At 66.6% G+C, this 19956-nt stretch carries 17 protein-coding genes, 1 tRNA gene and 1 pseudogene; 4 read left to right on the forward strand and 15 right to left on the reverse strand.

Annotated features, from left to right (window positions below):
* Positions 1 to 8: 8 nt before the first annotated feature.
* From HWY37_RS21700 to HWY37_RS21715, 4 genes are all read right to left on the reverse strand, one after another.
* On the reverse strand, positions 9 to 383 hold the full coding sequence (locus HWY37_RS21700; RefSeq protein WP_176089831.1) for a LysR family transcriptional regulator: 375 nt from the start codon (positions 381 to 383) through the stop codon (positions 9 to 11).
* A gap of 687 nt (positions 384 to 1070) precedes the next feature.
* Positions 1071 to 1706 (reverse strand): response regulator transcription factor, encoded by a 636-nt coding sequence (locus HWY37_RS21705; protein ID WP_176089832.1) that lies wholly within the window; start codon positions 1704 to 1706, stop codon positions 1071 to 1073.
* On the reverse strand, positions 1703 to 3496 hold the full coding sequence (locus HWY37_RS21710; protein ID WP_246302372.1) for an ATP-binding response regulator: 1794 nt from the start codon (positions 3494 to 3496) through the stop codon (positions 1703 to 1705). The genes HWY37_RS21705 and HWY37_RS21710 overlap by 4 nt, the downstream gene beginning before the upstream one ends.
* 269 nt (positions 3497 to 3765) lie before the next feature.
* Positions 3766 to 3840 (reverse strand) — tRNA-Arg (locus HWY37_RS21715).
* A 232-nt stretch (positions 3841 to 4072) separates the two neighbouring features.
* Between HWY37_RS21715 and HWY37_RS21720 the strand changes: the two genes are divergently transcribed.
* Positions 4073 to 4981, forward strand: coding sequence for a c-type cytochrome (locus HWY37_RS21720; protein WP_176089833.1), 909 nt, complete (start codon positions 4073 to 4075; stop codon positions 4979 to 4981).
* 176 nt (positions 4982 to 5157) lie between these two features.
* Positions 5158 to 5979 carry a diaminopimelate epimerase gene (gene dapF, locus HWY37_RS21725; protein WP_176089834.1) on the forward strand — a complete coding sequence of 274 codons (822 nt, stop codon included), beginning with the start codon at positions 5158 to 5160 and terminating at the stop codon, positions 5977 to 5979.
* An 11-nt stretch (positions 5980 to 5990) separates the two neighbouring features.
* Here the strand turns inward: dapF and HWY37_RS21730 are convergent, their stop codons facing one another.
* From HWY37_RS21730 to HWY37_RS21755, 6 genes are all read right to left on the reverse strand, one after another.
* Entirely contained in the window at positions 5991 to 6980 is a 990-nt protein-coding gene (locus HWY37_RS21730) for an ABC transporter ATP-binding protein (protein WP_175206905.1), read from the reverse strand.
* Entirely contained in the window at positions 6977 to 8017 is a 1041-nt protein-coding gene (locus tag HWY37_RS21735; protein ID WP_217481288.1) for an ABC transporter ATP-binding protein, read from the reverse strand. The genes HWY37_RS21730 and HWY37_RS21735 overlap by 4 nt, the downstream gene beginning before the upstream one ends.
* A 3-nt stretch (positions 8018 to 8020) precedes the next feature.
* Positions 8021 to 8893, reverse strand: coding sequence for an ABC transporter permease (locus HWY37_RS21740; protein ID WP_175206904.1), 873 nt, complete (start codon positions 8891 to 8893; stop codon positions 8021 to 8023).
* A 4-nt stretch (positions 8894 to 8897) separates the two neighbouring features.
* Positions 8898 to 9839 carry an ABC transporter permease gene (locus HWY37_RS21745; RefSeq protein WP_175206903.1) on the reverse strand — a complete coding sequence of 314 codons (942 nt, stop codon included), beginning with the start codon at positions 9837 to 9839 and terminating at the stop codon, positions 8898 to 8900.
* A 94-nt stretch (positions 9840 to 9933) separates the two neighbouring features.
* Positions 9934 to 11523: an ABC transporter substrate-binding protein gene (locus tag HWY37_RS21750; RefSeq protein WP_217706407.1), complete on the reverse strand. Its 1590-nt coding sequence runs from the start codon at positions 11521 to 11523 to the stop codon at positions 9934 to 9936.
* Positions 11524 to 11611: 88 nt separating this feature from the next.
* Positions 11612 to 13084: a M81 family metallopeptidase gene (locus tag HWY37_RS21755; RefSeq protein WP_176089835.1), complete on the reverse strand. Its 1473-nt coding sequence runs from the start codon at positions 13082 to 13084 to the stop codon at positions 11612 to 11614.
* A 143-nt stretch (positions 13085 to 13227) separates the two neighbouring features.
* Here HWY37_RS21755 and HWY37_RS21760 point away from each other — a divergent pair, with 143 nt between their 5' ends.
* Positions 13228 to 14130 (forward strand): LysR family transcriptional regulator, encoded by a 903-nt coding sequence (locus HWY37_RS21760; RefSeq protein ID WP_175206901.1) that lies wholly within the window; start codon positions 13228 to 13230, stop codon positions 14128 to 14130.
* Between the two features lie 6 nt (positions 14131 to 14136).
* Here HWY37_RS21760 and HWY37_RS21765 read toward each other — a convergent pair whose 3' ends face one another.
* The 4 genes from HWY37_RS21765 to HWY37_RS21780 are packed head-to-tail and all read right to left on the reverse strand — an operon-like array spanning position 14137 to position 17312.
* Positions 14137 to 15102, reverse strand: coding sequence for a tripartite tricarboxylate transporter substrate binding protein (locus tag HWY37_RS21765; RefSeq protein ID WP_175206900.1), 966 nt, complete (start codon positions 15100 to 15102; stop codon positions 14137 to 14139).
* A 44-nt stretch (positions 15103 to 15146) separates the two neighbouring features.
* The gene (locus HWY37_RS21770; RefSeq protein WP_175206899.1) at positions 15147 to 15659 is read right to left on the reverse strand and encodes a carboxymuconolactone decarboxylase family protein; all 513 of its coding nucleotides are present in this window, start codon (positions 15657 to 15659) and stop codon (positions 15147 to 15149) included.
* A 23-nt stretch (positions 15660 to 15682) separates the two neighbouring features.
* Positions 15683 to 16504 (reverse strand): SDR family NAD(P)-dependent oxidoreductase, encoded by an 822-nt coding sequence (locus tag HWY37_RS21775; RefSeq protein ID WP_176089836.1) that lies wholly within the window; start codon positions 16502 to 16504, stop codon positions 15683 to 15685.
* A gap of 13 nt (positions 16505 to 16517) precedes the next feature.
* Positions 16518 to 17312, reverse strand: coding sequence for an SDR family NAD(P)-dependent oxidoreductase (locus tag HWY37_RS21780; RefSeq protein WP_176089837.1), 795 nt, complete (start codon positions 17310 to 17312; stop codon positions 16518 to 16520).
* A gap of 92 nt (positions 17313 to 17404) precedes the next feature.
* On the opposite strand from HWY37_RS21780, the gene HWY37_RS21785 reads away from it, so the two are divergent.
* The gene (locus HWY37_RS21785; RefSeq protein WP_175206896.1) at positions 17405 to 18310 is read left to right on the forward strand and encodes a LysR family transcriptional regulator; all 906 of its coding nucleotides are present in this window, start codon (positions 17405 to 17407) and stop codon (positions 18308 to 18310) included.
* A gap of 101 nt (positions 18311 to 18411) precedes the next feature.
* On the opposite strand, the pseudogene HWY37_RS21790 reads toward HWY37_RS21785, so the two are convergent.
* Positions 18412 to 19953 (reverse strand): annotated as a pseudogene (locus tag HWY37_RS21790) (3-hydroxyacyl-CoA dehydrogenase); the annotation flags it as partial.
* Positions 19954 to 19956 lie beyond the last annotated feature (3 nt).

Here is a 19956-nt window from a genome sequence, read left to right on the forward strand (position 1 = left end):
GGTGCTGGTCAGCGACGCAAGTGCACCGTGACGTTCGGCCAGTGCCTCGCCAGCGTCTCGGCCATGGGTTCGAGTATCGCTTGCGCGACCGTGCCACTGAGGCCGATGCTGATCTGCCTGGGGTCCGTCACCGCGAACCTGGTGGTGAATGCCCTCGCATGAGCCAGCAGCTCTTCCGCGGGTCCGAGCATTTCCGCGCCGGCCGGCGTCAGGCTCAGTTGCTTGCCCTTTTCCCGCACGAACACCCGTACTCCCAGCTCTTCCTCGAATGCCGCGATGCGGGCCGAGATAGCCGCCTGGGAAGCATGCAGCTCTTCCGCCGCCAAAGTCATTTTCTTGAGCCTGGCGGCACGGACAAAAGTTTCCAGAAACCGGAGATTCATGCGGTGGACATCCTAAGCCTGAGACAAGACCAAGTCCCCGGCTACGCCTGGATAATCCAGGCGTGCACCGAAGCGGGTTATCGGAATCAGTAGGGAGTTTTTTTGCTGCGATGCTGCATTGCGCTCGCCGGATTGGCGAATACAAGCGCTGGCTCTGGAAAAAAAGGACCTTTGACGCCTGTTTTCCCCAAGGCTCGCAAACGCTGGTATCGGTCTGCGGGCCCGAATGCAAAGCGGAAGGCCGGGCTCCCGCTATTAATCCCAAGCGATTGATTCTAACGAATTGCTCTGGCTTTTCCGCAGTTCGAAGCCCTATCAGAACTGCGTGTTTTCCTGACCCGCATCGATCTTGTGTAATAGCGCCGATCAAGGCAAAACCACGGAATTTGATATTCGCAATATTCCGCATGATTCAGTGCAACAAATAGACGCCGCGGCGGTCATCGCCCCGACAAGCGCATCCCTGAATGGATCATGGATTCATGCGCATCTGCCCGCGAAATTGCCATAGCGGGCCAGAACCGGAATCGTTGAGGGGGCCGTTAATCATCGGAAATAAACGAACGCGGTTCGGATGCAGAATTCATCACGCGCACAGGCAAACGAATGTATCCAAAGCGGCCGTATCCGCTGTTGTAAAGTTGCACGCCGATTGCAAGCCGCAGGCGAAACTGAACGTCACGCTGCCTAGACCGGCTTCCCGTAAACGCCGCCGCGCCGGGCCACCAGCGTCGCCTGCGTGCGATTGAGCACGCCCAAGGCGCCCAGAATGGCTGACACATGCGTCTTGACCGTCTTCTCGGTCATGTTCAGGCGCTCCGAGATTTCCTTGTTGCGCAGGCCGTCGCACATCAGGCGCAGCACCTCGCTCTGGCGCGGCGTCAGCGTCCGCAACAAGGCGGCCTCGTCCTGCTCGCTGGAGGACTGCGCGGCCGCTGCCGTGCCGCGAAGCGCCGGCGCCTCGTTGACGGCTTCCAGCGCCGCGGCCAGTTCCTGGCCGCTGGCGGACTTGTTCAGGAAGCCTTGCGCACCCGCCTCCATCGCGCGGCGCCGGTCTTCCGGATCCTGCGAGGCCGACAGCACCAGGATGCGCAGTTGCGCCCGCCGCTGCCGCAATCGCTTGAGCAGCTCGGCCCCGGTCATGTCGGGCAGGTAGAAATCCATGATGACGTGCCGGATCTCCGGATGCTGTTCCAGCGCCTCCAGCGCCTCCTGGGCGCTGGCTGCGGGATGCAGCGTCAGGCCGGGCACGGCATAGCCCATTGCCATGACCAGCGCTTCGCGGAACATGGCGTGGTCGTCTATGAGCAACACCGAAGTCATGCGGCGTCTCCAGCCAGGGATGACGCGTCCCTGGCGTGCAGCAGGCTCGTCACATGCTCGCGCAGCGCTTGCACCTGGACGGGCTTGTGCAGCAGTGGCACGCCGCGGGCAGCGGCTTCGACCAGCCGCGCCGGATCGGTATCGCCGCTGACCAGCAAGGCGGGCAAGTCGGGATCGTTGTATTCCTCCCGCAGCCGCTCGATCACATGAATGCCGGTCTCATGCTCGCGCAGCCGGTAGTCCGTGACGATCAGGGCCGGACGCTCCGCCAGCGGCAGCACGCGCTCGAACAGCGCATTGCCGCTGGTGGCGGCAATGACGCGGCAACCCCAGCTTTCGAACAACATGGACAGGCCCGCCAGATTCTGCGCGTCGTCGTCCACCAGCAGCGTCAGTTTGCCGCGCAGACTGTCTCCAGTTGCGGGGCCCTGGGGCAGCCGCAGGCCTGAATCCACGGCCGACAGACCGGCCCCGGCCGAATCCGAGAGCGGCACCGTCACGGTGAAGACAGTGCTGCGGTCTTCTTCCGAACGCAGCGCGAGTTCATGGCCCAGGAGCCTGGCGGTGCGGCGCACGATGGCCAGGCCCAGCCCCAGGCCCTTGCTGCGGTCACGCTCGGGATTGCGTAGCTGATGGAACTCCCAGAAGATCCGTTCCTGCTCCGACTTGGGAATGCCCGGACCGTTGTCCCAGACTTCGATGCGCAGTCGGTCCCCGGCCCGGCGGCAACCGACCACGACGCGGCCGTTCTCCGTGTGCACGATGGCGTTGCTGATCAGGTTGCGCAGCATGCGCTCCAGCAGCACGGGATCCGACCGCACGCTGGCCGCGCTCGGGCACACCCGCAGCCGTATGCCCTTCTCGCCGGCCTGCGGCGCATATTCGGCCTGCAACTGGTCCAGCAGCGGCTGGACCTTGAATGTCTCGAAGCGCGGTTCGATGACGCCGGCATCCAGCCGCGACAGATTCAACAGGGCGTCGAACAGATGTCCCATCGCGGACATCGCGCTGGTGATGTTGTCGACCAGGTAGCGCCCGTGCCTGGACAAAGGCTCGTTCGCGAGCAGGCCCAGGAACAGGTTCACCGCGTGCACGGGCTGGCGCAGGTCATGGCTTGCCGCGGCAAGAAAACGGGATTTCTCCAGGTCGCTGCGCTCGGCAGCGGTCTTTTCCTGGCGCACCTGTTCCAGCAGCGCCATGTTTTCATAGCCCAGCCGCAGCGCGTCCAGATGGGTGCGGTTCATGCGGTGTATGAAGGCCAGCGTCGCGACCAGATATGCCAGGCCGCCCGTCACCAGCGCCAGATGGATGGCGGAGGGCTGCGCCGACAAGGCGATGAACATGGGCGCGAAGGCCGGCACTTCGAACGCGTACATCACCGGCAGCATCATGTAGTTCGAGTAGATGGCGCCCGTGCCCAGGCCGAACAGGATGACGATGAAGAACAGCTGGTATTCCAGCGGGACGAAGAAGGTCCAGTAAGCGAACGGCAAGCCCCACAGGATGCCGGAACACAGATTGCCGGCCAGCATGCGCCGCACCCAGCGCTGCGCCGCCGCCGAATCATCGCGGTGGCGGTCGTACGCGACGACCGAGGCCCAGCGCAGCACGCCCACGACCAGCGTGGCGCCGAGCCAAAGCAGGATCTCCTGCTCCGGCAGCACGCCGAACAAGGCGAAGGCCGAAAAACTGGCGCTGATCAGCGACCCGGCCAGGGCGAATGGAAAGCTTCGGCGCAAGGCATCGACCTGCACCTGGCGGATGCGGGCGGCGTACGACGAACCTGGCAAGGAGGAGGCGGGAGTCGGGCCGATGACGGGTCGCAATAGGGTCGGGGGCTACGCGCGAGGGGTCCTGCCGACGCAGCAGGCGCGGGGCGAAACGTACACCGATTTTAAATCCCCTGCCCGGCGCGCCAGACGGCCGATCAGCAGGAAAAAATGGCTCTGCTTGAAGTTATGAGTACCGGGACCGAGGATGAAGGCCGGATTGGATCGCCTGAACAGGCCCGGCTGGCATCGCGCCGCGGGCACATGCCGCACGCAACGCCTTGCATGATTGGCGCGCCCGACAGGAATCGAACCTGTATCAAGAGCTTCGGAAACTCTCATTCTATCCATTGAACTACGGGCGCAGCGCAAGGAGGCGGTATTGTACCCAGTTTTCCAGGACTTGCATGGATCGGACCAAATCTGCCGTCAAACTCAGCGAAAACCCGGTCAGTTGCATTGGACGCGTGTCTATGACACCGTTATATAATCCAGCGTTTGCTTGCAAGGCGGGCCGTCCACGCCGCCGAATTGTGCAGTACTGATTTTCTGTTGCCGCCGCCAGGCGCCCCCGGTACCCGTTAGCAGGATTTGGTCATGAGCAACGAGCAGGAACACATAGAAGAGCACGCCACCCCCATCAAGACCCCGAAGCAACTGATCGTCACGGTCATCCTGGCCTTCGTGATCCCCATCGCCATCATCATCCTATTGGTGAACATGGTGGTCTCGGGCAACAAGGTAGGAGCTGGTTCGGATACGCTGTCTCAGGAAGCCGTCGCCAAGCGCATTGCCCCGGTCGCGGGCTTCCAGCTGGTCGATGCAAACGCCCCCAAGGTCTTCAAGACCGGCGAACAAGTCTTCGCCGCCGTCTGTACGGCCTGTCATACCGCCGGCGTGGCTGGCGCACCCAAGGTAGGCGATAACGCCGCCTGGGCGCCCTTCATCACCGCGGGCTACGACGCCATGATGAACGTGGCCCTGCACGGCAAGGGCGGCATGCCCGCCAAGGGCGGCAACCCCACGTTGTCCGACTACGAAGTCGGCCGCGCCGTGGTCTACATGGCCAACAAGTCGGGCGGCTCGCTGCCTGAACCCGCCGCGCCGGCTCCGGAAGGCGACAAGAAGGAAGCTGCCGCTGCGCCCGCGCCTGCCGCCGCTGCTCCGCCCCCCGCCGCCGCGGTTGCTGTTGCCGCACCGGCTGCCGCCGCTCCCGCTCCTGCCGCCCCGGCCGCCGCGCCCCAGGCTGCCGCCGCCACGGTCAACCCGGCCGGCGAAAAGCTGTACAAGAGCGTCTGCTTCGCCTGCCATGCCACCGGCGTGGCCAACGCGCCCAAGTTCGGCGACAAGGCCGCCTGGGATCCGTACATCAAGACCGGCATGGACGCCATGGTCAAGGTCGCCATGCAAGGCAAGCCGCCGATGCCTCCCAAGGGCGGCGCGGCCAACGCCTCGGAAGACGACATCCGCGCAGCGGTGCAATACATGGTGGATGCGGCCAAGTAATCCGGCGCCCCTCAAAAAAAACCGGCCTCGCGCCGGTTTTTTTTCGCCCGCAAGGACGCTCCGAGCTCACATATCAGCCATGAAGACCTGGCCGCCAATTTGATATTTTTCGCGCGGACGGCGGGCCGGTACCATCATCGCCAGACCGGTATTTCACGCCGGCCAGCGGGATGGGCATGATTGCTTTCACCAAAATGGAAGGCTGCGGCAACGACTTCATCGTGGTCGACGACCGCCTGGGCAAGCTGGGCGCGGATCTGGCCGCGCTGGGCCGCCGCCTGTGCGCGCGCACCACGGGCATAGGCGCGGACGGGCTGATCGTGGTGCGCGCGGCGCCGGACCTGGAATCGGACTACGGCGTGGAGATCATCAATGCGTCGGGCATGCCGGCGGAAATGTGCGGCAACGGCGCGCGCTGCGTCGCGCTCTACGCGATCCAGCACGGCATCGCGCCGCCGCGGCATCGCTTCAGCACCCTGGCCGGCCCCATCGAAGCGCGCCTGTTGGGCAACGGCGAGATCAGCGTCACGCTGACCACGCCCACCGACGTGGCGCTGGACCTGGAGATCATGGCGGCGGGACGCCGCTGGACCCTGGACTACGCCAACACCGGCGTGCCGCATGCGGTCATCTGGACCGACGGGCCGCTGGACGATATCGATGTGCCGGGCCTGGGACAGGTGCTGCGCCATCACCCCTTCTTTCCGCAGGGCGCGAACATCAATTTCGTGGCCCGCGACACCCAGGGCCTGGCCATCCGCACCTTCGAACGCGGCGTGGAGGCGGAGACGCAGGCTTGCGGCACGGGCGCGTCCGCCGCGGCCCTGCTGGCGTGGCTGCGCGGCCATGCGTCGACCCAGGTGCGGGTGCGGACCCGTCACGGCGGCGTGCTCAGCATCACGATAGAGCCGGCGCCGGCGGCGCTGCCGCGCCTGCAGCTGGCGGGGCCGGCGCTGGCCGTCTACACAGGCAGCATCGCCGCGGCCGGAAACAACTGACGGCGGAATTCCTAGGCGGTTCCGCCGGTGTACAGGTGACAGGCCACGGCGTGGCCATCCGCGCCTTGCAGCGCCGGCGCCTCGCGCCGGCAACGCGGGCCGGCCTGCGCGCAACGGGTATGGAAATGGCAGCCGGACGGCGGGCTGGCCGGACTGGGCACGTCGCCCGGCACGACCTGGCGCGCGGCCTTCCTGAAGGGATCGGGCACCGGCGCCGCCGCCAGCAATGCCTGCGTGTAGGGATGCCGCGGCGCGCTGAACAACTGATTGCGGCTGCCGATCTCCACGATGCGTCCCAGGTACATGACGGCGACGCTATGGCTCACGTGCTCGACCACGGCCAGGTCGTGCGAGATGAACACATAGGCCACGCCCAGGTCCTGCTGCAGGCGCATCATCAGATTGATCACCTGCGCCTGCACCGACACGTCCAGCGCCGACACGGGCTCGTCGGCCACGATCAGCCGCGGCGACACCGACAAGGCGCGCGCGATGCCCAGGCGCTGGCGCTGGCCGCCGGAGAACTCGTGCGGATACTTCTGCATAGCCTCGGCCGGCAGGCTCACCTTGGCGAACAGCTCGGCGGCGCGCTCGCGGCGGCCGGCAGCCGTGAGGCGCTCGAAGTTGGCCAGCGGCTCGATGACGCTGTCGGCCGCCGTGCGCCGCGGGTTGAGCGATGAGAACGGATCCTGCAGCACGATCTGCATCTTGCGCCGCAGCGGCCTGAGCTCGCCCGGCGTCAGGCGGCTGATGTCCTGGCCGTCCAGCCGGATCTCGCCCGCGGTAGGCTCCATCAGCCGGACCAGCGTGCGGCCCAGGGTCGACTTGCCACAGCCGGATTCGCCCACCAGCCCCAGCGTCTGGCCCGGTTGCAGCGTGAAATCGACGCCATCGACGGCGTACACCGTGCCCACCTGCCGCCCCAATACACCGCGGCGTATCGGGAAATGCATCTTCAGCCCCTGCACCGACAGCACGGGCGCCTCATGATCCTGGCTCATGCCGGCCTCCCCAGCTGTTCCATGCGATCAGCTTCCCAGCAGGCCACCGCATGGCCGTTGGCGCGCGTCTGCATGGGCGGCGCCTGCGTGGCGCAACGCGCGGTGGCGTAGGCGCAGCGCGGCGCGAACGCGCAGCCGACGACCGGCGCGCGCAAGGACGGCACCATGCCCGGAATCTCCTGCAGGGCCTGCGGCGCGGCGGAGTCGCGCCATGCGCCTCGGCGCGGGATGGCGGCCATCAGGCCGCGCGTGTAGGGGTGCAGCGGGTTGACGAACAGCTCTTCCACCTTGGCTTCTTCGACGGTGTTGCCCGCGTACATCACGATGACGCGGTGGGCCATTTCGGCCACCACGCCCAGGTCGTGGGTGATGAGCATCATCGCCGCGCCGGTCTGCCGGTTCAGGTCCGCCATCAGCTCCAGGATCTGCGCCTGCACCGTGACGTCCAGCGCCGTGGTGGGCTCATCCGCGATCATCAGGCGCGGCGAACAGGCCAGGGCCATGGCGATCATGACCCGCTGGCGCATGCCGCCAGACAGGCGGTGCGGGTACTCGCGCGCCTGGCGGGCGGGGTCCGCGATGCGCACGCGCTCCAGCAGCTCGACGGCGCGGTCCCAGGCCGCGCGCCGGCTCATGCCCTTGTGCAATTGCAGCGTCTCGGCCACCTGGTCGCCGATCCGCAGCACGGGATTGAGCGAGGTCATGGGCTCCTGGAAGATCATCGAGATGTCGCGCCCGCGCACCTCGGCCAGTTCGCGCGGCGACAGGGCCAGCAGGTCGCGGCCCTCGAAGCGGATCTCGCCGTCGACCACGCGGCCCGCGGCGCGCGGGATCAGGCGCAGGATGGACAGCGCGGTCACGCTCTTGCCGCAGCCCGATTCCCCCACCACGCCCAGCACCTCGCCCGGCCACAGGTCCAGCGACATGCCATTCACGGCATGGATGACGGTATCGTCCTTGTAGAAGCGCGTATGCAGCCCCCGCACGCTCAGCAGCGGTTCGGCGGGCATTCCAGCGCGCGCGATCGTGGCATCCATCGCTCAGAGTCTCCTCGATGCGCGCGGGTCCAGGCTGTCGCGCAGCCCGTCGCCCAGCAGGTTGACCGCCAGCACGGTAAGCGCCAGGCCTATGCCCGGGAAGAAGATGGCCCAGGGCGCGATCTGGAAGTACGAGCGAGCCCCGGCAATGATGTTGCCCCAGCTCGGCACCTCCGGCGGCACGCCGGCGCCGATGAAGCTCAGGCCGGCTTCGGTCAGGATGGCCGACGCGCACACATAGGTCGCCTGCACGATCAGCGGCGACAGCGCATTGGGCACGATGTGGCGCACCATGATGAGCGGCTGGCGCGTGCCGGCCGCGATGGCCGCGATCACGTAGGGCTGGCTGCGCAGGGTCAGCACCACGCTGCGCACCAGCCGCACCACGTTCGGAATCTGCGGCACGGTAATGGCCACGATGACCAGCAGCATGCCGCCGCGCACCAGCGTGGTAAGCGCGATAGCCAACAGGATCGAAGGGATGGCCATCAGCGCGTCCATGAAGCGCATGACGACCATGTCGATGCGGCGGTAAAAGCCGCAGACCACGCCCAGCACCAGTCCGATGAAGGCGCTGAGCAGCGCCACGCTCACGCCCACCACCAGCGAGACGCGCGCGCCCTGCAAGGTGCGCGCATAGATGTCGCGGCCCAGCTGGTCGGCGCCGAACCAGAGATTGGCCGACGGCGGACGCAAGCGGTTCAACGGCGAGATGGCCTGGGCGCTGGCGGTCAGCCAGGGCGATGCGATGGCGATGATGACCAGTACGATCAGCAACGCGCCGCCGCATACCAGCGCGGGGCGGCCGCGCAGGAACCTGGGCATCCACACGCGGCGCGCCGGGCCAGTCATGACGAAATTGGGATTGGCGGACATGGCGTCAGTACTCGATGCGCGGGTCGAGGATCGGATACAGCAGGTCGATCAGCAGATTGATCACGACGTAGACGGCGGAAAAAAGCAGGATCAGCGCCTGGATGATGGGATAGTCGCGGCTGAGGATGGCATCCACCGTCAGGCGTCCCAGGCCCGGAATGTTGAAGACCGTCTCGGTGATGACGACCCCGCTGATCAGCAGCGTGATGCCGATGCCAGCGATGGTCACCACCGGCACGGCTGCGTTGGAAAAGGCATGGCGCAGCAACAGCGCGCGCGTGCGCACGCCCTTGGCCTGGGCCGTGCGGATGTAGTCTTCGGACAGCACGTCCAGCATGCTGGCGCGCGTGGTGCGCGCCAGCAGCGCGACATAGGTGAACGACAGCGACAGGGTCGGCAGCGCCAGGCCCTGCAGCCAGGGCAGCACGCCTTGCGACAGCGGCCGGTAGCCCTGCACCGGGAACCAGCCCAGCTTCATCGAGAAGAAGTAGATCAGCGCATACGCCACCAGGAACACCGGCAGCGAAAAGCCCAGGATGGCCAGCACCATGGTGAAGCGGTCGACCCAGGTGCGCGAGCCCCAGGCCGCCGCGATGCCCAACGGCAGCGAGATCAGCAGCGCCACCGCCATGGTCGACAGCGCCAGCGACAGCGTGGGCTCGACGCGCTGCGCGATCAGCGACGAGATCGGCATGTTGCTGATGATGGACCGCCCCAGGTCCCCTTGCAGCAGCGTCCCCGCCCAGATGAAGAACTGCTCCAGCAAGGGGCGGTCCAGGCCCAACGCTGCGCGGATGCGCTCGATGTCGGCCGCCGACGCGTGCTCGCCCGCGATGACCGCCGCGGGGTCGCCGGGCGTCAGGCGCAACAGCAGAAACACCAATACGGCGACGATGACGACGACCGGCACCGTGGCCAGCAGGCGCCGCAAGATATGACTCGCCACGAACTACTCCTGCGGAAAACTGGGGCGGGCCCGCCGCCGGGCCGGAGCCGCGCTGTGGGCCCCGCCCCGACGAACCAGGCGGGAAACGCCCTGGCTACTTGACTGCAATGTTCCAGAACGCAAAAGCGTTCGGCAGCTTGAGGATGCCGCTGAGCCGGTCGCTGCGATAGGCGACGGGCTGGGTCCATTGGCCGAACGAGATGTAGGGCACGGATTCGTCGGCCCGGTCCTGCAGGGCCTGCGCGATGCGGCGGCGGTCATCCAGCGACGAGGCCGTGGCGAACTCGTCGCGCAGGGCTTCGATCTTTTCATCGCAAGGCCAGCCGAACCAGGCCTTTTCGCAGGTGGCGGCCAGGCCCAGGTTGGTCAGCGGATTGGCGGCCGTCATGCCGGACTGGTTGCTGATGAAGATGTTCCAGCCCCCTTCCGACGGCTTGCCCTTGTTGGGGCGGCGCGCCACGATGGAAGCCCAATCCATGGACTGCAGGTCCACGTTCAGGCCCGCTTCGCGCATCACCTGCGCCGTCACCATGGCGGCGGCGCTGGACAGCGCGCTGTCGGTGGGATTCAGGATGACGATGGGTTCGCCCTTGTAGCCGGCTTCCTGGAACAGGCGCTTGGCGGTCTCGACACGCGCCTTGTCGCTGGCGTAGGTCAGCTTGCTGTGCGTCTGCAAGGGCGAACCGCAGACGAAGACCGAATCGCACACCTGATAGAAATCGGGATTGCCGACGATGGCGCGCATGTAGGTCTCTTGATTGACCAGCGCCGCCATGGCCTGGCGGGCCTTGACGTTGTCGAACGGCGGCTGCAGGTGATTCATGCGCAGGATGCCCTGGATGCCGAAGGTCGCGGTGGTGTCGACCTTTACGCCCTTGGCTTCGCGCAGCATCGGGATGAAGTCGGCCTGGGGAGTTTCGATGAAGTCGATCTCGCCGTTCATCAGCGCCGCCTGGGCGGTCTGCTGGTCGGGCATCACCAGCCATTCGATGCGCTCGGCCTTGGCAATCTTGCCGCCGGCGGTGCCGCTGGGCGGTTCATTGCGCGGCACGTAGTCCGTGTTCTTGACGTAGACGGTCTTGCTGCCCGGCACCCATTCCGCGCTCACGAACTTGTAGGGCCCGGAGCCCACGGCTTCGCGGATCTGTTCCGACGGGCTGGTCTGCGCCAGGCGCTTGGGCATCATCGCCGGGAAATTGCTGCCGGTCTTGGCCAGCGCGTCCAGCAGGTAACCGAAGGGCGCCTTCAGCACGATGCGAAAGGAACGGTCATCGATGACGGAAATATCGGTCGCCAGCGCGGCGATGCGCTGGCCCAGCGTATCGCGCACCCACCAGCGCTGGATCGACGCCACGCAATCCTCGGCCTTCACCGGCTGCCCGTCGTGCCACTTCAGGCCCTCGCGCAGGGTGAAGGTATAGGTCAGCTTGTCGTCGCTGAGCTGGTAGGACTCGACCATCTGGGGCTTGGCCACCAGGTCCTGGTCCCACGAGAACAGCGTGTCGTAGACCATCATGCCGTGCAGCAGCGAGATGTCGGAGGTGGTCTGGATCGGGTCCAGGTTGGTCAAGGCGGCGTTCATCACGGCCTTGAGCGGCCTGGCCTCGCCCGCGGCGCCGGCGGGGGCCGCCAACGCCAAGCCCATGGCCAGCGCCAGGGCAATATTTCTGCTCAGCTGCTTCATGCTCGTTTTCCCTTTGGTTTTTAGTTTGTTCGTGGCGGAGCTGCCGCGCCTTGCGGCCGCCACGATTTACGAGTTTTGGGCAACGCGCCTAGATGTCGTCCAACGGCCAGATCGGACGGCGGATCCGGCGATAGGGGCGGCCCTTGAAATCCTTGGTGCACAGCGCGCCGGCGTCCACTTCCAGGACCTCGCGCGCAATCGGCTGGAAGGCCGCGCGGAAATGCTGCATGGACTTCACCACCAGCGTCGACTTGCGGGTCGGATCGATGCCCAGCGAAGTGAACTGGCCGAGGTCGGTCGCCTGGCCGTTGTGGCTGATCAGCACGATATCGATGCCGCCGACGCGGAACACCACGCTCAGGCCGTAGTTGCGGGCCACGCCGCCGCCCATCGGACCATGGGCAACGAAGCGCCCGTCGCTGACGGTGGCCACATAGCCCGTCAAGGCCAGCGGCTCGCCGCCCTGGCTGGAATCGGTCTTGCCGCCCACCATCAGGGTCACCGTGCTGCCCACGCCGGCCGCCGCGGCCTCGCGCGCCGCCTGCGGATCGCAGATCGCATAGAACCCCACGTTCTGCAGGTCCGCGGCGATCATGGCCTTCAGCAAGGTGGTGCTGTCGCCGTAGGCGCCGGCGCCGGGATTGTCGGCGTAGTCGGCGATGACCAGGGGCTTGCCGCTGGCGTCGGGCTGCGCGGCCCGGCGCACGGCCTCGTCCAGCGGCGTGAAATGGATGGTCGAGTAATGGCGTTCCTGCCAGACATAGTCCATCAGGTTTTCAGCGATGGCCTGGCCCGCGGCCAGGTCGCCATCGACCGTTACCGCCACCGACGGGCCGATGTCGTGCACGTCGGCGGAGGAAAAGCCCGCCTGGATGCTGACCGCCAGCGCCTGGCCTTCGGCCTCCAGCGCGTCGGCGCGGCGCAGCAGCTCCACCATGGGCGCGGACGTCGTCCGGCCGCCATCCAGCGCGTACAGGATGGGGCGGCGCGCCAGGGCCACACGCGGCTGGATCTCGCCCGCCATGGCGCGCGCCAGCAGCTTCGCGCCCTGCCAGGTGCGCTCGTATTGGTCGATGTGGGGATAGGTACGGTAGGCGATCAGGGCGCTGGCGCAGTCCGCCATCTGCTGCGTCATCGTGGCATGCAGATCCAGCACCGCGACGACCGGCACCTGCGCGCCGATGCGTTCGCGCAGGCGCTGCAACAGCTCGCCCTCGCCGTCATCGTGGCTGGCGACGCTCATGGCGCCATGCAGATGCAGCAACACGCCGTCGACCTGGTCCGCCGCGCCCAGGATGCGGCGACAGGCATCGTCGAAGAATTCATCCGTGACGCGGCCCGAGGGATTGGCCGATGCGACCAGCGGATGGGCCAGCGTCCAGCCGAATTCGTCGGCGGCCTCGAATGCCGCGCCCATGGCCGAACGCGTGCCGCGATACTGGCGCGGCACGTCTTCATCGAAGCACAGCGCGCCGCCCTGGAATTCCTCCAGTCCCGTCGGACGGATGCTGAAGGTGTTCGTCTCGTGCATGAATTCCGCAACCAGCACGCGCTTTGCCATCTCGGGCCTTCCTATGCTCAAACACTGCATGCGAGAGCGGGCCGACACGTTCGGCCCGCAGTGGCATTTATGATGGCATGTAGAATCTTCATCCTCAAAATATCAAATTCACAGCATTCCATCCGACCTTGATATGTGTTGCCATGTCAGCCAGCCTTCGTCATATTGAGATCTTCCATGCCGTCATGACGACGGGCAGCGTGACGCGGTCGGCGGCCCTGCTGCGCACTTCGCAACCCACCATCAGCCGCGAATTGAAAGCGCTGGAACGCGCGCTGGGACTGCGGCTGTTCAACCGCCAGGGCCGCACGCTGAGCCCGACGCAGGAAGCGGTGGAATTGCATACGCAAGTGGAGCGCTCGTATGCCGGCCTGGACCAGATCATGCGCGCGGCCTCGGCCATCAAGGACCACACGCTGGGGCATATCCAGGTCATCTGCCTGTCCACGTATGCGCAGACCTTCCTGCCCGTGGTCTGCCGCGAGTTCCTGGCGGTGCATCCGGGCGTCAGGCTGACCATCCATTCCAACGGGCAGACCGAAGTCATGGACGCCCTGTCCCGGCAACGCTACGACCTGGGCCTGGCGGAACCCGGCCCGCCGCTGGACAACATCTCGGCGCGCACGCTGCCGGCGGGACAGGAAGTCTGCATCCTGCCCCGGGCGCATCCGCTGACCCGCAAGAAGGTACTGCACCCCAAGGATTTCGACGGGGTGGACTGCATCCACTTCCCGGATGACGACGCCTACCGGCGCAACATCGACCAGATGTTCGCGGAATCAGGCGTGACACGCAGCCTGCGCATCGAAACCTCCAGCAGCGCCGCCGTGTGCGCCATGGTCAAGCAAGGGCTGGGGGTCGCGATCATCAACCCGTTCTCAGCGCTGGAATGCGCCGGCCGCGAGATCGTGGTGCGGCCGCTCGCCATCAGCGTGGACTACTACCTGACCTTCTACCGCCCCGCGTTCCGGCCGCAATCGCCGCTGGTGGACGAGTTCGAGTCCATGGTCGAGAACGCGATCAAGGCGCGGGTCCGGCAGATCTGACGCCGGTCACTCCCGGATCAGCCCGATCGCCTTGGAAAACAACGCCCGCTGCTCCTGCAGGTAGGCGCCATACTCCTGCGGACCCAGCACGCTGATTTCCGCGCCCATCGTGCCCAGGGTCTTGTTTACCTCGCTGCCCTGCTCGGCCACCACCTTGCGCGCGGCATGGTACAAGGCATCGACCACCTGCGGCGGCGTGCCCTTGGGCGCCACCAGGCCGTAGATGGTGGGACTGCCCACGTCATAGCCCAGTTCACGCAGGGTCGGCACATCGGGATAGGCCGCCAGCCGCTTGCTGCTGAAGACCGCCAGCGGCCGCAAGCCGCCGGACTGGATGTGCGCCTGGGCCGGCCCCACCGCCGACACGGCGATATCGGTGTGCCCGCCGAGCAGGGCCGTGACCGCCGGCGTGCTGCCCTGGAAAGGAATGTGGCGCAGCTGGACCTTGGCTTCCGATGCAAACGCCTCGCCCAGCAGATGACTGATGCCCATCGCGCCCGAGGTGCCATAGGAAATGCTGTCGGGACGCGCCTTCGCTTCGGCCACGACATCGGCCAGCGTCTTGTACTTGGACTTTCCGGGCGCGACGATCATCATGCCGCCCAGGGAAATCGCGGCGACCGGGGCAAAGGAGTCCGTCGTGTACTTGATTTCCTTGTTGGCCAGCGGCACCACCACCAGCGCCCCGGGCGAACTGCCCACGATGGTGTAGCCGTCCGGCGCGGCCGAGGCCGTGTATGCCGCGCCGATGCCGCCGCCCGCTCCCGGCTTGTAGTTCATCACGATGGGCTGCCCGAGGTATTGCCCCATCTTTTCGGTGATGGGCCGCAGCATCTGGTCGGTATCGCCCGGCGCGAACGGAATGATCAGCTGCACCGGTTTTTCCGGATAGCCGGCATGCGCCGGAGCGCACAAGGCCAGGCCCAACGCGAAGGACGCGAACGCGCCGCTCAATCCTTTGAAGCTATGCATGTCTGTCTCCTGTATCGTTATTCACCGGCTTGGCAATCAGCCGTTCATTCGTGGTCGACCTGAATCGCCTCCAGAAAGCGCGACACCATGTTGTAGGCCCCCACCGTGGCCGTGATCTCCACGATCTCCCTGCCGTCGAAAGCCGAACGGACGGCGGCGAAGGTGGCGTCCCCGACCCGGATCTCGCGCGTCATCTCATCGCAGTACGCCATCGCCGCGCGTTCGTCCGGCGCCAGCGACGCGAAATCTCCAGTTCTCAGCGCCTCGATCTGGGCCTCGCCGCAGCCCGACCTCAGAGCGATGGGCAGATGCTGCTCGAACTCGTATTCGGCCTGGTTCAGCACCGCAACACGCAGGATGAGCATCTCGCGCAACTTGGGTGAAAGCGCGCTCTGCTGGCGTATCGCCGTGAGATAGGCAAGCCAGCCTTGCGCCACCGGCGGACTGTTGAGCAGCATCCGATAGAGGTTCGGCAGTCCTGAGCGCTCCCGTTCGATGCGCTCCACCAGCGGCTGGAGCGCCGGCTGGGCAATGTCCGCGTATTCAATTCGTGCCATCGTAATTTCCCTGAGGTTGTTCTTCAGTCGCAACGGGCGCTCATGCCCCCGTCCACGATCAGCTCGGTTCCCGTGATGAAGCGCGCTTCGTCCGAGGCCAGAAAGAGCACGGCGTTGGCCGTGTCGCGGCCATCGCCGGAGAGCGGCAGCGGAATGCGGCGGCGGCGCCGTTCCAGCAGGGCTTCGACATCGCCCGCGCTCTGCTGGCCGGCAAGAAAGGCATCCACCAGCGGCGTGTGCAACTGGCCCGGCAGGACGGTATTGATGCGGACGCCCTTCGCGGCGCATTCCACGCCGGCCACGCGTCCGAACTGCATCACGCCGGCCTTGGCGGCGGCATAGCCCACCTGCGGCGCGCCGGTCCAGCGTATGGCCGAGGTCGAGGACACATTGACCACGGCGCCTGCGCCCTGCGCTTCCATGACGGGCAGGACGTGCCGGCAGGTGGTGAAAACGGAGGTCAGGTTCAGGTCGAGTTGCCGGCGCCAGTCGGCGGGCGACAGGGCCGCGGCGCCGCCAGGGATAGGCCCTCCCACGTTGTTGACCAGGATGTCTATCCGTCCGTGGCGCTGCGCCACCGCGGCGACCAGTTCGGCCACCTGGACCTCGTCGCCCACGTCGCAGATGTGAGTCTCGATGCGGGACCGGCAGTCGCCGGCCAACTCCAGGGTCTCGGGCAAGGACTCCGGCCGCTTGTCCACCGCCACCACCCACGCGCCCTCCTGGGCAAAGCGCACGGCGATGGCGCGCCCATTGCCCCAGCCCGGCCCGACGCACCCCGCGCCGAAGATCAGGGCCACCTTGCCGGCCAGGCGTCCCGCGCCCGCTTGCTCATGCGCATGCATCGTCGCCTCCTCCTCAGCGCGTAGCCATGGTGATGCCGCCATCCACCACGATCTGCTGCCCCGTGATGTAGCGGCTTTCATCGCTGGCCAGGAAGGCCACGGCATGAGCCACGTCCCATGCGTCGCCCATGCGGCCCGCCGGCACCTGGGCATGGCGATGCGCCACGAAACCCTCGTAGTCGCCCTGGGCGTACTTCTGCGCCAGGCGTTCCACCAGGGGCGTGAACATCAGGCCCGGAACCACCGAATTCAAACGCACGCCGTCGCGCGCATGAATGACCGCGGTGGTCACCGTCATCTGCATCAGGGCCGCTTTCGCGGCCGCGTAGCCGACCTGGGGTTTGCCCGCATGGCGCAGCCCGGCGATCGACGAAATGTTGATAATCGAACCTCCACCGGCGCTCTTCATGAGAGGTATGACGTGCTTGCAGCACAGGAACGCGGAGGTCAGGTTGACCTGGATCTGGTCGTGCCAGAGTTCCTCGGACATGGAGACGGGGTCGCCAGGTTCCGAGCGCCCCACGTTGTTCACCAGCACGTCGATGCGGCCGTAGGTCTCGATGCAGGCCCGCACCAGTTCCGCTACCTGGCCGCCATCCGTGACGTCGCACTGCCGCACCGTGATCTTCCCGCCTTCGCCGGCCACGGCCTGCGCGGTCTGGCGCGCCGCATCTATGTTCAGATCGCAGCCGTAGACCGCCGCGCCCTGCCTGGCCAGCACCGCGGCGGCGGCCTTGCCATTGCCCCATCCCTCACCCAACGTTCCGCACCCGGTCACCAGGGCCACCTTGCCATCAAGACGAAACATTCCAGCTCCAGAGAAAGATCGTGATGCAAAGGCTAAGGCAGCGACGCCCTCAGGTTAAGTTCCGATTTGGACGGCATTGATAGACAAAAAGAATGAATCTGACGACGAGACAACTGCGTATCTTCGTGCTGCTGGCCGAAACGCTGAGCTTCCAGAGAACGGCCGAGATGCTGCACGTGACGCAGCCCACGCTGAGCAAACTGCTGAAGGAAACGGAAGAGACGCTGGGCGTCCAGCTGTTCGAGCGCACCACCCGCATGGTGCGGCTGTCGCGCGAAGGCCAGGACATACTCGAAACCGCGCGCAAGATCACCGCGCTGCATGACAAGGGCATGCTGGAGCTGGAACAGCGGCTGCGCGACCGCAACAACCGGGTCGCGGTGGCTGCCTTGCCGACGCTCGCGGCCTCGCTCATCCCGCTGCTGATCCAGAGCCTGGCGCACAAGCATCCGCGGGTCCGGGTGGACGTCTTCGATCCCATCGCCAGCGAAGCCCTGCAATTGCTGCGCGAGCGCAGGGTGGACATCGCCGTGACCACCATGAACGATGAAGCCGCCTCCGATCTCGTCTATCAGGAGCTGTTTACCGAGCCCTTCGTGCTATTCCACAGCGCCCGGATCAAGCCGGACGTGACGCGCTGGGCGCCCGAGGAACTGGCGCGGCTGCCCCTGATCAGCATGCCGCCCGGCACCAGCGTGCGCGTGCTGACCGAACGCGCCTTCCAGGCCGCTTCCCAGCCCTTCAATCCGGTCCATTCCCTGCGGGACCTGAACACCATTGCCCGCTTCGTGCAGCACGACTGCGGCATCGCCCTGCTGCCCGAATCCTCGCTCGACAACGCAACCCAGCGCGGCGTGCGCAAGACGCGGCTGCGGCAGGCGCTTACGCGCTCGGTCGGCATGTACGTGCGCGGGGATAGCCAGCCGTCACGGCTGCTGCGCCACACGCTGGATGAATTGCGCCGCCTGGGGCGGGACCGGCAGTCGCGGCCGGACTGACCGCAGATGCCGCGCGCGGTGCATGAAAAAGCCCGCAAGGCATGACGCCTTGCGGGCTTTGCCGCGCATGCAAGGGACATCCCCGCACGCGGCTCGTCAGATCATTGCTCGCCGGCCGCCTTGGTCAGCGACATGCCGAGCTGCACGCGGCGCTGCAGCCACAGGCTGGGGCGATAGCGCGGATCGCCGGTCACGCGCTGCATGCTCTTCAGGATTTCCAGGATGCGGTCGGCGCCGAGCTTGTCGCCCAGGGCCAGCGGACCCACCGGATAGCCCAGGCCCAGCGTCACCGCCAGGTCGATGTCCTTGGGCGTGGCGATCTGCTGCTGCGCGATGTCGCTGGCGATGTTGACGATGGTGGCCACGATGCGCTGGGCGATGAAGCCCGGCGAATCCTCGATCACCGTGACGGGCACGCCGTCGGCGGCCAGCAGCGCGTGCGCCGCGTCGCGCCACTTGGTTTCGGTGGCGGGCGACACCATGATGGTGCGGCGCTTGGCGCCGTCGAAAGCGTAGAGCGTGTCCAGGCCGACCGTGCGGGCCGCGTTCAGGCCTTGCGCGGAAACGGTGGTGGAGACGTCTTCGCCGAAGGGCGTGACGAGGATCAGCGCGTCGGCGTCGGGCGTGGAACCGGTCACCAGCGTGGCGCCCAGCTTTTCGACCAGCGCGGCGGCGCGGGCATAGCCTTCGGCGTGCTTGGGGCTGACCCAGACCTTGAGGTTCTCGGGCAGCGCCGGCACGGGCGGCTCGGCCGGCACCTGCTTCTGGCCGTCGGCATAGACGTAGAAGCCTTCACCGGCCTTGCGGCCGATCAGCCCGCCGGCCAGGCGCACGGTGGTGATGGGCGAGGGACGGAAACGCGGTTCGTCGAAGAACTGGCGGTAGATGGACTCCATGACGGGATGCGACACGTCCAGCGCCGTCAGGTCCAACAGTTCGAACGGGCCCATGCGGAAACCCGCCTGCTCGCGCATCACGGCGTCGACCTGGGCGAAGGTCGCCACGGCTTCCTGCGCCACGCGCAGGCCTTCGGTATTCATGCCGCGGCCGGCATGGTTGACGATGAAGCCCGGCATGTCCTTGGCGCGCACGGGCGTGTGGCCCATGCGGCGCGCCAGTTCCGCCAGCGCGTCGCCGACTTCGGGCGCGCTGCGCAGGCCGTCGATGACTTCGACCACCTTCATCAGCGCGACGGGGTTGAAGAAGTGGTAGCCGGCCACGCGCTGCGGGCGCTTGCAGGCGGCGGCGATGGCGGTGATGGACAGCGACGAGGTGTTCGATGCCAGGATGCAGTCTTCAGCCACCACGCCTTCCAGCGCGGCGAACAGGTCGCGCTTGACGTCCAGGCGCTCGACGATGGCTTCCACCACCAACTGGCAGTTCGACATGTCGGTCAGCGCGGTGGCGGACTCCACGCGCGCCAGCGCGGCCTGCGCGTCGGCGGCGCTCATCTTGCCCTTCTGGGCCAGCTTGTCCCAGGTCTGCCGCAGCGACTCGCGCGCGGCCGCGACGGCGTCGGCGCTGGTGTCGTACAGGCGCACGCGCAGCCCAGCTTGCGCCGCGATCTGCGCGATACCGCGCCCCATGGCCCCGGCGCCCACGACGCCGATGGTTTGAATCTCCGTCATCAACACTCTCCTGCTTTT

The organism is Achromobacter anxifer, from assembly GCF_903652925.1.
In the GTDB taxonomy this organism is placed as follows: domain Bacteria; phylum Pseudomonadota; class Gammaproteobacteria; order Burkholderiales; family Burkholderiaceae_B; genus Achromobacter; species Achromobacter anxifer.